The organism is Modicisalibacter sp. MOD 31.J (assembly GCF_020147985.1).
In the GTDB taxonomy this organism is placed as follows: domain Bacteria; phylum Pseudomonadota; class Gammaproteobacteria; order Pseudomonadales; family Halomonadaceae; genus Modicisalibacter; species Modicisalibacter coralii.
The window spans coordinates 375,538-388,388 of the sequence record NZ_JAGXFF010000001.1 but is presented as its reverse complement, the minus strand read 5'-3'; the positions used below and the strand labels follow the sequence as shown (position 1 = coordinate 388,388).

Annotated in this window: 11 protein-coding genes and 1 pseudogene; 6 read left to right on the top strand and 6 right to left on the bottom strand. The window is 65.5% G+C overall.

Translation table 11 applies throughout. The annotated features are described in order from the left end of the window. Both aceF and aceE read right to left on the bottom strand, forming a co-directional pair. Nucleotides 1-1,301 (bottom strand): annotated as a pseudogene (gene aceF / locus KGR00_RS01740) (dihydrolipoyllysine-residue acetyltransferase); the annotation flags it as partial. 69 nt (nt 1,302-1,370) lie between these two features. Beyond that, a complete protein-coding gene (gene aceE, locus KGR00_RS01735) occupies nt 1,371-4,061 on the bottom strand; it encodes a pyruvate dehydrogenase (acetyl-transferring), homodimeric type (protein WP_224417912.1) in 2,691 nt (896 codons plus the stop codon). 137 nt (nt 4,062-4,198) lie between these two features. Between aceE and KGR00_RS01730 the strand changes: the two genes are divergently transcribed. The 3 genes from KGR00_RS01730 (at nt 4,199) to KGR00_RS01720 (ending at nt 6,221) form a co-directional block, all read left to right on the top strand. Continuing rightward, on the top strand, nt 4,199-5,107 hold the full coding sequence (locus tag KGR00_RS01730; protein ID WP_224417913.1) for a LysR family transcriptional regulator: 909 nt from the start codon (nt 4,199-4,201) through the stop codon (nt 5,105-5,107). Between the two features lie 84 nt (nt 5,108-5,191). Then, on the top strand, nt 5,192-5,668 hold the full coding sequence (locus KGR00_RS01725) for an NUDIX hydrolase (RefSeq protein WP_224417914.1): 477 nt from the start codon (nt 5,192-5,194) through the stop codon (nt 5,666-5,668). Nucleotides 5,669-5,816: 148 nt separating this feature from the next. Next, nucleotides 5,817-6,221, top strand: coding sequence for a DoxX family protein (locus tag KGR00_RS01720; RefSeq protein ID WP_224417915.1), 405 nt, complete (start codon nt 5,817-5,819; stop codon nt 6,219-6,221). Here KGR00_RS01720 and KGR00_RS01715 read toward each other — a convergent pair whose 3' ends face one another. Both KGR00_RS01715 and gloA read right to left on the bottom strand, forming a co-directional pair. Further along, nucleotides 6,222-6,914 carry a uracil-DNA glycosylase family protein gene (locus KGR00_RS01715; protein WP_224417916.1) on the bottom strand — a complete coding sequence of 231 codons (693 nt, stop codon included), beginning with the start codon at nt 6,912-6,914 and terminating at the stop codon, nt 6,222-6,224. A 65-nt stretch (nt 6,915-6,979) separates the two neighbouring features. After that, nucleotides 6,980-7,420: a lactoylglutathione lyase gene (gene gloA, locus KGR00_RS01710; RefSeq protein ID WP_129139451.1), complete on the bottom strand. Its 441-nt coding sequence runs from the start codon at nt 7,418-7,420 to the stop codon at nt 6,980-6,982. Between the two features lie 129 nt (nt 7,421-7,549). Here gloA and KGR00_RS01705 point away from each other — a divergent pair, with 129 nt between their 5' ends. From KGR00_RS01705 to KGR00_RS01695, 3 genes are all read left to right on the top strand, one after another. Then, nucleotides 7,550-8,113 (top strand): DNA-3-methyladenine glycosylase I, encoded by a 564-nt coding sequence (locus KGR00_RS01705; protein WP_224417917.1) that lies wholly within the window; start codon nt 7,550-7,552, stop codon nt 8,111-8,113. 75 nt (nt 8,114-8,188) lie between these two features. Then, the gene (locus KGR00_RS01700; protein WP_224417918.1) at nt 8,189-9,514 is read left to right on the top strand and encodes a DUF2252 family protein; all 1,326 of its coding nucleotides are present in this window, start codon (nt 8,189-8,191) and stop codon (nt 9,512-9,514) included. Nucleotides 9,515-9,727: 213 nt separating this feature from the next. After that, a complete protein-coding gene (locus tag KGR00_RS01695; protein ID WP_224424105.1) occupies nt 9,728-10,765 on the top strand; it encodes an IS110 family transposase in 1,038 nt (345 codons plus the stop codon). A gap of 476 nt (nt 10,766-11,241) precedes the next feature. Here the strand turns inward: KGR00_RS01695 and KGR00_RS01690 are convergent, their stop codons facing one another. Both KGR00_RS01690 and KGR00_RS01685 read right to left on the bottom strand, forming a co-directional pair. Beyond that, the gene (locus KGR00_RS01690) at nt 11,242-11,856 is read right to left on the bottom strand and encodes an NAD(P)H-dependent oxidoreductase (RefSeq protein WP_224417919.1); all 615 of its coding nucleotides are present in this window, start codon (nt 11,854-11,856) and stop codon (nt 11,242-11,244) included. A gap of 101 nt (nt 11,857-11,957) precedes the next feature. Further along, nucleotides 11,958-12,752, bottom strand: a complete 795-nt coding sequence (locus KGR00_RS01685; RefSeq protein ID WP_224417920.1) for an MliC family protein — start codon at nt 12,750-12,752, stop codon at nt 11,958-11,960. Nucleotides 12,753-12,851 lie beyond the last annotated feature (99 nt).

Genomic DNA, 12,851 nt, shown 5'->3' with positions numbered 1-12,851 from the left:
TCGGTGAGCACCTGACCCAGATACGCGGTGAAGCGTGCCGCATCGGCGCCATTGACCGCACGGTGGTCGTAGGACAGCGACAGCGGCATCATCAGCCGCGGCTGGAAGGCCTGGCCGTCCCATACCGGCTTCGTCTGCGACTTGGAGACCCCGAGGATCGCCACTTCCGGCGCGTTGACGATCGGCGTGAACGCCGTACCGCCGATCGAGCCCAGACTGGAGATAGTGAAGCAGCCGCCGGTCATCTCCTCGCGCTTGAGCTTCTTCGACTGCGCCTTCTTGGCCAGTTCCACGGACTCCTTGGCAAGCTCGATCAGCGACTTCTGATCGGCATTGCGGATCACCGGCACCATCAGGCCGTCCGGCGTGTCCACGGCGATGCCGATGTGCACGTACTTCTTGTGCACCACCGTCTCGCCGTCGCTCTTCAGGCTGACGTTGAACTGCGGGTACTGGCGCAGTGCCAGCGCACAGGCCTTGATCAGGAACGGCAGCGGCGTGAGCTTGGCGCCCTGGGCCTCGGCCTCGGCCTTCATCGACTTGCGGAAGGCCTCCAGCTCGGTGATGTCGGCCTCGTCGAACTGGGTGACGTGCGGCAGGTTGACCCAGCTGCGATGCAGGTTGGTGGCGCCCATCTTCATCAGGCGGCCCATCGGCTTCTCTTCGACCTCGCCGAACTGGCTGAAATCCTGATCGGGGATCGGCGGGATGCCCGAGCCACCCGCCGCGGGGGCGGCGCCCGCGCTCGCTCCGCCGGCCGGCTTCTGGCTCATCACCTGCTTGACGTAGGCGTGCACGTCCTCCTTGAGCACGCGGTCCTTGGGACCGCTGGGCTTGACCTGCACCAGGTCGACGCCCAGCTCGCGGGCCAGCATGCGCACCGCCGGGCCGGCGTGGACCAGCTTGCCGTCGCGGGGTTTCTCGCTGGCCATCTGCGCCTCGGGGCTCGACGAGCCATCGTCCGAAGACGGTTCGGGTTTGCCAGCCTTGTCGCCACGTGCCTCATCGGCCTCGGCACGCTCGTCGTTTGCCTCCTCGTCGGCCGCCGCTTCGGGCTCGGCATCGTCGCCGCCCTCGATCTCCATGGTGCCGATCAGGTCACCCTCGGAGACGCTGTCGCCTTCCTTGACCGCCAGCGATACCAGCTTGCCGGTGTGGGGGCTGGGCACGTCCATCGAGGACTTGTCGGACTCCAGGGTGATCAGCGCATCCTCGGCATTGACCTCATCGCCCTCGGCGACGGCCACCTCGATGATCTCGACGTTCTCGCTGCCACCGATGTCGGGTACGTATAAGCTTTTCTCAACCACGGTCTTTCCTCGTCCTCTCGTCCTGTTCCCGCCCACCTGGCACGGGCCTTGCCATCGCGCTCAACTGACGAGCGGACTGGGCATACCGGGATCGATGCCGTAACGCGTCATGGCCTCGGCAACCAAGCTCGGCGCTATCTCGCCACGTTCGGCCAGGGCCCAGAGCGTCATGACCACCACGTAATGGCGATCCACCTCAAAGAACCGTCGCAACGCTTCGCGGGTGTCGGAGCGACCGAAGCCATCGGTACCCAGCACATGGAAGTCCGTCGGCACCCAGGCCCGGATCTGGTCGGCATACAAGCGAATGGAATCGGACGCCGCGACGACGGGCCCACCGCGATCGGCCAGTTGCCGCGTCACCCAGGGGGGCTCATGGTCTTCGAACGGAGCGAGAAAGCGTCGACGGTCGTAGTCGAGGGCGTCGCGGCGTAGCTCGTTGAAGCTGGTCACGCTCCAGACGTCTGCAGCCACGCCGTGCGCCTCGCGCAGTATCGCGGCGGCCGCCTCGACTTCGCGAAGGATGGTGCCACTACCCATCAGTTGAACGGCAGGGCGACCGTCATCGGCCTCATCGGCATCGAGCAGGTACATGCCACGCACGATGCCTTCCTCGCAGCCGTCGGGCATGGCGGGGTGCGGGTAGTTCTCGTTCATGACCGTCAGATAGAAGAAGACATCCTTGCCACGCTCGTACATCTCCCGCAGGCCGTGGCGCACGATGACGGCTATCTCGTAAGCGTAGGTCGGGTCGTAGGTGCGGCAATTGGGGATCGCCGACGCGAACAGATGACTGTGCCCATCCTGATGCTGCAAGCCTTCCCCGTTGATGGTGGTCCGCCCGGCCGTGCCGCCGACCATGAAACCCCGGCACATCATGTCGCCGGCGGCCCAGGCGAGATCGCCGATGCGCTGGAAGCCGAACATGGCGTAGAAGACATAGAAGGGAATCAGCAGCGTGCCGTGATTGGCATGCGAGGTCGCTGCGGCGATCCACGACGACATGGCGCCGGACTCCGTAATGCCCTCCTCGAGAATCTGCCCGGCCCGGTCCTCGCGATAGAACATGATCTGCCCGGCATCGGCCGGCTCATATTTCTGGCCTTCCGGGGCATAGATGCCCAGCTGACGGAACATGCCTTCCATGCCGAACGTGCGCGCCTCGTCAGGCACGATCGGCACGATTCTGTCGCGCAGCGGCTTGTGCTTGGTCAAGCCGCTGAGCACACGCACGAAGGCCATTGTGGTCGAGACGTCGCGCTCGCCCGTGCCCTTCAACTGGGCGGCAAACGGCTTGTCGTCGAGCTCGGGAATCACCAGCGTCTCGTGGTGGGTACGTCGAGCGGGCTGGAAGCCATGCAGCCGTTCGCGACAAGCATGGAGATAGCGCATTTCGGGCGAGTCCGGCGCCGGCCGGTAGTACGGCATGCCGCCGTCCTGAAGCTGCTCATCGCTAATCGGCACCTCGAAGCGATCGCGAAGCTGCTTCAAGCCTTCCGGCGTCATGGTCTTTATGTTGTGGGCTTCCATGTCTGCCTCGCCGTGCTCGCTGCCCATACCATAGCCCTTCACGGTATGCGCCAGGACCACGGTGGGCCGGCCGTTGTCGGAGGCCATTGCGGCCCGGTAGGCGGCATGGACCTTGACCGGATCGTGTCCGCCACGAATCAGTCCCTGGATATCCTCGTCCGACAGGGAATCGACCTGCTCCGCCAGGGCATCGTACTTGCCGAAGAAATGCTCGCGCGTGTAGGCCCCGCCCTGCGCCTTGAAATTCTGGTACTCGCCATCGACGGCCTCGTCCATGCGCCGCTGCAGCAGGCCGCTGCGGTCGTCACGGAGCAAGCGATCCCAGGCACTGCCCCAGACCACCTTGAACACGTTCCAACCGGCACCGCGAAAGGTTCGTTCCAGTTCGCGCATCACGCTGCCGTTGCCGCGTACCGGCCCATCGAGACGCTGCAGATTGCAGTTGATCACGAAGATCAGGTTGTCCAGCCGTTCCCGACTCGCCACATTGAGCGCGCCCAGCGTCTCGGGTTCATCGCACTCCCCATCACCGAGAAAGGCCCAGACCTTGCGCTGCTGGAGCGGCTGTAGCCCGCGGTTATCCAGGTATTTCATCAGGCGCGCCTGATAGATCGCCTGAATCGGCCCCAGCCCCATCGATACCGTCGAGAACTGCCAGTAATCCGGCATCAGATAGGGGTGCGGGTAGGACGACAGGCCGCCGCCACCGACTTCCTGCCGGAAACGGTCCAGTTGCCGTTCGGTCAGCCGCCCCTCGAGAAAGGAGCGAGCATAGATGCCCGGCGTGATGTGGCCCTGGAAATAGATCAGGTCACCGGCGAAGTCCTCGGACGCGGCCCGAAAGAAGTGATTGAAACCGACCTCGTAGAGCGTGCAGCTCGACATGTAGCTGGCCAGGTGCCCGCCGAGGCTCTTGTCCTTGGCGTTGGCGCGCACCACCATGGCCACGCTGTTCCAGCGTACCGCCGCGCGGATCTTGCGCTCCAGCGTCAGGTCGCCGGGATAGCCTGGCTCCTGATCGGGAGATAGGGTATTACGGTGATGCGTCGCGAAGCCGCCCTCGAACGACACGCCGCTGTCACCGGCCGCCTCGAGCAGGCGATGAATCATGAAACGCGTCCGCTCTTCGCCCTCGCATCGCGTTAATGAGGACAGGGCATCCAGCCATTCGCGTGTTTCAATGGGATCCGGATCGACGAGGTTGCTGACAACGTCGCTCATAGTGTCGAGCCTCTTTCAAAGGAAACGATCAAGGGTGCTGTACAAGAGGCCGGCCGCCGACTTGCCGAAGACACTACTGTCGTGCCCCGGCCCTGACAACGCGGCGGAACTGGAAACACTTTCCCGGATTTGAGCCCATGAATCTCGATTACCTCAAAGTCTTCGTCGCCATCGCCAGACAGGGCTCCATACTGGCCGCCGCGAAGGCGCTGGGCATTCCCAAGTCGACGGCGGCGAGACACCTGGGGCAGTTGGAGACGCAGTTAGCCCATCAACTGGTGCTGAGAAACACGCGACACCTGCGGCTCACCGACGAAGGCCAACGCCTGTACCAGCGGGCCAAGGATCTTATCGGCGAGCTGGAGGAAGTCGAACATGACATCAAGGGGTGTCACGGTACCCTGAGTGGCCGGATCACGGTCGCCATTCCGTCCGAGTTCGCGGTGCAATGGCTCAATGAAAGCATCGCCGAGTTCGCCGCCGACAACCCGAGTATCGCCATCGACTGCATCACCAGCATGGCGCCGCTCGATCCGGTGCGCAGGGACGTGGACGTGTCGATCTGCTATCACCGGGGCAAGCTGGCCGACAGCAGCATGGTGGTTCGCCCACTGGTCAACATGCGAAGCAGTGTGGTCGCCGCGCCATCGGTGATTGCCCGCCACGGCAGGCCCACTGGCGTCGCGGAATTGGGTCACCTGCCCTGCATCTCGACGCTGACCGCACTGCAGGCCAACCCTTGGCATTTCGTCGACGGGCAGGGTCGGTTGATCGCCCTGGAGGTGCCGACCCGCTATCGTGTCGACAGCAGTCAGATGCTGATCGCCGGCGCGCGTGCAGGTATCGGTTATGCGATCATCCCCCATGAGTTCTGCCGGGAGAGCATCGCATCGGGCGATCTCGTCGAGCTGCCACTCGATCTCTCCCCGGCGCCGCTGGAGATCGTGGCGATACACCCGAGTCGGGGAAGCCTGTCACCCCGTACACGGGCCTTCGTCGATATCGTCGAGGCACGGCTACGCGAACGCCACGGCTCGCCTTCTTGAAGGCGAGCCATCCATTGGCTGAGGCGCCGGCCATGACAGGCGATCTTCGAGTATTCATCGCGCATCATCGAACCGGAAATTCCCGTGATACACAGCACCGACTCGCCGGCGAAAGCGGCTTTTCACCACCCCATTCCCGCGACGATCGCGGCGGTCATTCGGGAAGGTCATGTCCTGCTGGTCCGCCGCAAGAACCCACCGGATGCCGGCCACTGGGGCTTTCCCGGCGGCAAGATCGAGTTCGGCGAAAGCGTGGAACACGCGGCTCTACGCGAACTCCACGAAGAGACCGGCGTGCGCGCCGATGCCCTGGAAACCTTCACCGCGGTCGATGTCTTCGATCACGACGAATCCGGAAATGTTCGACAGCACTTCGTGCTCATCGCCGTGTTGTGTCGCTGGCTATCCGGCGACCCCGTGGCCGGCGATGACGCACTGGACGCCCGGTGGTTCCCGGTAGATGGCCTGGCAAGTCAGGACCTGGCACTGAGCCTCGATGTCGTCGAGGTGGCCGGAATGGCGGCCGAGCGGAAAGCGCGAATCGCCAACCGTCACGGCTAGACGAATCGGCAAGGCCGAGCGATTCATGGCCAGGGGTTCTACCCGAGGACACGGGCCGTCAGCGTGGAATCGCCCCGGCTGGGCCCGGCGCCTCAATCGTGGAATAGTAGGGCCTGCGTTACGCCCACCACCCACGACGAGGAATACGATGCTCTCTGCCCTCCACAACGACGCGCTCGGCAAGCTGCTGCTGAGGCTCGGCGTCGGCGGCCTGATACTCCTGCACGGAATCGCCAAGCTGCTCAACCCGGGGACGCTCAGTTGGATCGGGGGGCTCGTCGCCGATCACGGCCTGCCCACCTTCCTGGCCTATGGCGTGCTGCTCGGCGAGGTGGTGGGGCCGGTCATGGCGATCCTCGGCTGGCAGACGCGCATCGCCGGGGCGCTAATGGCCGGCAACATGCTCGTCGCCATCGCCCTGGTACATACCGGGCAACTGCTCGCTCTTACCGACCGGGGCGGCTGGGCGCTGGAACTGCAGGGCATGTTCCTGATCGGCGCCCTGACCTTGATCTTCCTGGGCAGCGGGCGGATGGCCGTGCGCCCGGACTGATCAGGCCCACCCCAGCCGGCGCGCGGCATCGAGCGATTCGAGCCGCGCCGCCAGCAGCTCCGGAAAGCGCTTGTACCAGGTCTGGTTGAGCGGTGACGGGTGCGGCAGCGGGTGCAGCCGGAAGGTCGCCTGGTGGCCGTTTTCCAGCGTCAGCGTGGTGTCGTGGTGAGTCTCGAAACGGTCATCGCGTTTCCAGAACGCCTCCAGGGCCTGGTGCGTCTCGCGCGACTGGCCGATACCGAACCACAGAAACGCCTCGCGGCCCAGGGTGATCAGCTCCCGCCCCTGCCAGCCGTCGATCAGAACCGCCGCCATCAACGGCTGGAAGCGGCGCTTGACGGCCATCGACCAGGCCTTGTTGCCGGTCGGCTTGTAGGGCACGGTGTTGGCCCAGAACGCCGACCGGCCGATCTCGCGGGAGGCCGCGAAATCGGGCATCGCCGTGCCGTGAATCGCCCGATACAGCCCCTCACGAACCTTCTGGCCGCCGGCGCCGATGAACGGCTCGCCCCAGCGCACTTCCTGTTCGCCCGGATCGCGGCCGAAGAAACCGATCGGCGCCTCGCGCGGACCCAGGCCGATGATCGGCTCGCACGGGTCGCGATCGTACTTCTCGTAGGCCGCGAGATCGACGCCATCCAGGTGCTCCGCCTCGCGGCGGAACGCGGCGTGCAGGGTCTCATCCAGTTGCATGGGCTCCTCCCTGAGCTTGAGCCAATAGCCTCTTAGCTCTTATTTCTTGACTCTCCCCTCTTCGCTTACCAGCTGCCGGTATTCTCCATGGACGCCCAAGGCTCCTGCGGCTCGAGCGCATCGCCCTTCTGCAGCAGTTCGATGGAGATGCCGTCCGGCGAGCGCACGAACGCCATGTGGCCATCGCGCGGCGGGCGGTTGATGGTTACGCCATTGGCCTGGAGGTGCTCGCACAGGGCGTAGATGTCATCGACCCGATAGGCCAGGTGGCCGAAGTTACGCCCGCCGGTGTATTCCTCGGGGTCCCAGTTCCAGGTCAGCTCGATCATCGCGGTGCGCTCCTCGCGAGCCCGCGGTTCGTCCTCCGGGGTGGCCAGGAAGACCAGCGTGAAGCGCCCCTTTTCACTCTCCTTGCGGCTGATCTCCTTGAGCCCCAGCAGGTTGCAGTAGAAATGCAGCGACTCGTCGAGGTCACTGACCCGGACCATGGTGTGCAGGTATTCCATGTTCACTCCTCCCTGGTTCTGGCGGGGCGTCGGACAACTTTCCCCGACGCCATGTCCTGGGGCATGATGCCCGATGATCGCCGCGTCGTCACACACGGCGCCTCATTCACCTCGGCGCGGGAACCCGACATGGCCGACTACTGCGACCTGGCCCCCGGCCATCCCCATCATGGCCCCTACCACGACCACGAGTACGGTTTTCCGGTCACGGACGACGACGTGCTGTTCGAGCGCCTGGTGCTGGAGATCAACCAGGCGGGACTATCGTGGCTGACGGTGCTCAAGAAGCGCCAGGCCTTCGACGCCGCCTTCGAGGGCTTTCGCATCGCCCGGGTCGCCGACTACGGCGAGGCCGAACGCGCCCGACTGCTCGCCGATGCCGGCATCATCCGCAATCGCCTGAAGGTGGATGCCGCCATTCACAATGCCGGGGTGGTCCGCGAGCTGCAGGCGACGCACGGCAGCTTCCAGGCCTGGCTGGACAGCCACCACCCACTGGCCCTGGCCGACTGGGTCAAGCTGTTCAAGCGCACCTTCCGTTTCACCGGGCCCGAGATCGTCAACGAGTTTCTGATGAGTACCGGCTACCTGCCCGGCGCCCACCGCGAGGATTGTCCGGTGCAGGCCCGCATCCGCGCCGAACGGCCGCCCTGGACGCGCGCCGAGGCCGTCGCGCCGCCGTCATCGTCGTGACACAGTGGCATGCTAGTCTGATCGATTCGTGAATCCCGTTCGGCACCGCCGGCGCGTCACAAGAGAAGGCACCGCATGTCGCAACCGCTGACCCAGCACAATCGTCCCCGCCAGGTGATGGACGCCATCACCCAGGCCAATGCCCACCTCGCCGAGGCCGACCGCGAGGCCAAGTACGCCAAGCTGGCCGAATCGCCCTATCGCTTCTTTCGCGGCACCAACCACCTCTACTGGGACGATGTCTGGCACGACTGGCGCTTCGCACTGTTCGGCGGCATCGCCGAAACCCAGACCTGGCTGCAGGGCGACGCCCATGCCTACAACTTCGGCGCCTACGGACATCACGACGACCGCGTGCGCTACGGCATGGACGACTTCGACGACGCGCTGATCGGCGACTACCAGTACGATGTCTGGCGCCTGGCGATCAGCGTGGTGCTCGACGCCCGCGAGAATGTCGGCCTCTCGGCCAAGGCCACGCGCAAGGCCGTGGCCACCCTGCTCGAGCACTACCAGGCCGAGCTGGCCCGCCATGTCGAGGGCGAGATCCCCGGCGCGGTCGACCTGGACACCGCCAAGGGCGTGCTCAAGGGGTTTCTCGGCGAGGTCAGCGCCAAGCAGAGCCGCTCGCGCATGCTCGCCAAGTGGACCCGCCGCGACGCCGACGGCCGACGCTTCGCCGAACGGCCCAACAAGCTGGCCAACCTGCCGGCCGACCGCGCCAGTCAGCTGCGCAAGGCGGTGGAAACGGAATACCCGCAGACCCTCGCCGGCGGTGCCGCCAAGAGCCCCACCGGGCATTTTCGCGTCAAGGACCTGGCGCGCCGGCTGGATGCAGGCACCGGCTCGCTGGGACTGGAGCGCTTCTACGTGCTGATCGAGGCCGACGAGGCTCATGGCCACGACGACGTGATCCTCGACGTCAAGCAGCAGACGCCGCCGGAAGGCTGGCGACTGATGAATCGCGCGGAGAAACGTGCCTGGCGCTCGGCCTTCCCCCACGAGGGGATCCGCCACGCCGCGGCGTTTCGCGCCATCGCCGAACATCCCGACATCTACCTGGGGTGGCTGCATCTCGGCGACACGGTGTTCTCGGTACGCGAGCGCTCACCGTTCAAGGCCGACTACCCGACCCACAAGATCGATGGCGGCAAGGCCTACCGCAAGCTGGTCCGCCAGTGGGGACGGATTCTCGCCCGGGAACATCTGCGCGGCTCGCGCGCCCTGAATCCCGGCGAGCCGGCGCGCTTTGCCAGGCATGCCTGTCGCCGTCTGGAGGGCCGCATGGAGGCCTTCACCGACATGGTGACGACGCTCGCGATGAGCTATGCCGACTGTGTCGCCCAGGACCACCGGACGTTCGTCGAGGCGCGCACCGGACACGACGACGCCGGGCGCTGAGGCCCGGCGTCGGCGGGTAAGAAACTAAGTTCATCGCATTATGCTGGGAAATGCGGCGCGATTCATCGCGAACAAGCTCCCTCCCACAGCCCCCAGTTGGCTTGTCCTTGTGGGAAATGGAATGGACCCGTCCCCCCTTGTGCCAAGATGAGCTTGTAACGCCATCTATCGGTGCATGGGGCACCCACGGCATCCCGAGAGGAGGGTCCATTCATGAACAAGATTAGCATTGTGGGTATCGATCTCGCCAAGCACGTCTTCCAACTGCACGCCATCGATGCACACGGCCGCAAGGTCTTCGGCAAGTCGGTGAGCCGCCAGCAACTGCGCCTGACACTGAGCCAGATGCCGCCGTGCCGGGTCGCGATGGAAGCCTGTGGTTCGGCCCATTATTGGGCGCGTGAGATCCGCGCGATGGGGCATGACGCGCTCCTGTTGCCGCCCCAGGCCGTGAAGCCCTTCGTCCAGGGCCACAAGAACGACGCCCGCGATGCGGCGGGGATCGCCGAGGCGGCGGCGCGTCCCGCCACGCCCCACGTGGCCATCAAGACCGAGGCGCAACAGGCGCTTCAGGCCATACATCGGGTACGCACACGTCTGGTTCGCGAGCGCACGGCGATCGGCAATGAGTTGCGCGGTCTGATGGGCGAGTTCGGACTCGTGGTGGCCCAGGGCCACGCGGTGCTTCGCCAGGGCGTCGCCCGAGAGTTGATCGAGCGACACCGCGAGCGACTGGGTAGCGCCCTGTGCCTGCTGCTGGAAGACCTGATCGCCCAATGGCGTGACGTGGACGAGCGGCTCAAGGGTTATGACAAGCAGCTGATGGCACTGGCCAAGGCCTCGTCGGATGCCGAACGGCTGATGAGCGTGCCCGGCATCGGTCCGGTCAATGCCACGCTGTTGCTGAGCCATCTGGGCGATCCCCGGCGCTTCCCCAACGGCCGCCAGTTCAGTGCCTCGATCGGTCTGGTACCGCGGCAGTTCTCCAGTGGTGGCAAGGCGCGGTTGAAGGGCATCACCAAACGGGGCAACGGCGAGGTGCGACGCCAGTTGGTGCATGGGGCCCGGGCGGCCTTACGCCAGTTCCAGCGCCAGGCGGCTCCCGACCGGCTGGCCCGTTGGGTCTGTGAGCTGGCGGCACGCGTGGGCCAACGCAAGGCGATCGTGGCGCTGGCCAACAAGCTGGCCCGTATCTGTTGGTCCGTGCTGGCTCATAGCCGGCCTTATCAGCCTCAGGGCCAGGTGATCTGAGGGCCGGACGGGAAGAAAGGCAAGAAGCGCAAGCGGATACAGAAAAGCGTTTTCCGAGGTTGCGCGGGCAAGTTGCCTCGATGACATGGTCGGCAAGACCGGCTCTCTGGCACACTGATAATTCGCTAGGCCCGTTGGAGGCCGTGTGGGAGATAAGAGGCCAGAGAGCGCGCATTCCATCAGGGCCCGGCGCCGCAGGCGCCACAAGAGGCCGGATATAAGCGTGCAGTCTCACCTCATGTCTCGTCGCTGCTGGCTTGCACAACGGGACGGGTCCATATAAGCGAATTTATTCGCGATCGCGGCGGGCACTATCCCCCGGACACGCCGGGCGCCTGCGGCGTCAATCGGGAACAAGTTCCCTCCCACAAGAATCCCCATGCGCCAGCGGGCCATCCAGCCCGGTTTTCGTGGGAGAGAATTTTGCCCCATAGCGGTGACTTAGCGTTTCATGTCGATCCGCGAAGAACCAGAAATTACAGCCGGTCGACGAGGGCCTCGATCGCCTGACGCGCCTCGCCCAGCGCCCTCTCGCGGGCTTCGTCGCCCATCGCCAGCCCCTCGGCATAGACGAACTCGACGTCCTGGATGCCCATCAGTCCCAGCATGTGGGTCATGTGCGGCGTCTGCGAGTCGAGTTCGGTGCCCGCGTACTGGCCGCCGCGCGCCGCCAGCACCACGGCACGCTTGCCCTCGACCAGCCCCTGCGGGCCTTTCTCGGTGTAGCGGAAGGTCCGCCCGGCGCGCAGCACGCGGTCGAACCAGGCCTTGAGCTGCGTGGGAATCCCCAGGTTGTAGAGCGGTGTCGCCAGCACGATCACGTCGTGGGCGAACAGTTCGGCGAGCAGCGTCTCGGACCGCGCGGCCAGCTCACGCTGGTCGGCGTCGCGCTCGGCCTCGGCGACCATCCAGCTGCCCAGCTCGGCACCGTCGAGGTGCGGCAGCGGCTCGGCGACCAGGTCGCGCTCGGTGATCGTCACGCCGCCGCGGCGCTCGGCCTGCGCCTTGAAGTGTTCGGCCAGGCCGCGGGACTGGCCGTTGTCGCCGAGGATCGAACTGTTGAGCAGCAATACCTTGGTCGGGGTGGTCATCGTCGTGTCTCCGGTAGTGAAGCGTCGATGCCACCCATGCTACTTGGTTTTTTTGCAATGAAAATCGCAAAAAACTCCCCAACTCATTCGATGAAATCGAATCAACGCGGTGCCCTTTCGATCCCCTGCCCACAACCGCGAAACACCCGCTCGCCGACCTGGAGCCTGACCCGTACCGGATAGGGCTTGCCGCTCATGGCGTCGAAGCAGGCGCGGGCCTGCATCTGCACGGCGACCGGCTCGGCGGCGCCGTCGGCCCGCAGGGTGACGCTGGCCTGCTCGCCGTTGTCGAGGGCGACCAGCCGATAGTCCAGCGTCCGTGAACGTTCGCCATTGTCGGTGACCAGCGTCATCGACGGGGCATCGCGATCGAGATCCAGCGTCCAGCCGGGCTCGTTGCCCAGCGCATGAAAGATCGACTCGGGATGGTCGGCCCGGGTCAGGGTCCGGCGATGGACGTCCTCCCGGCAGGTAAGCCGACCGTTGTCGCTGGTCACCACCGCCTCCTTGCCCTTGTTCCAGAAGGTCAGATCGTCCTTGACGTAGCGCGCCCCGGAAGCCACCACCGCCCGGTCGAGCAGGTAATGCCCCTGCGCCGACCACAGGCGCAGTTGATCGTCGGGGAAGGCCGATATCAGGTCCTGGGCCGGCGTGCAGCGCCAGGCGATGAAGTCCTCGGCGCCGTCGGCGAAGAACGCCGAGGGCAGCAGTGGCGACCGCGGCTCTGCGGCAGGCTCCTGCTGGACCGCCCGGGAAGCGCTCGCCGCCGACGGCTGTACCGTCCGGTCGGCGACCGATGGACGCTTGACCTCGGGAGCGGGCGAGGTGGCACAACCGGCCAGCACGAGCGTGATGGAGACAATGGCCGCAGTACAGGTGACGGGATTGAGACGCATAGGAACTCCAGACTGACGAAAATCGATCCGTGACGCCTCAAGCATACCAGTCGCCGGGCCCGGGTAGTCGCCGAAAAAGGGCCACCCGCTATGCGGGTG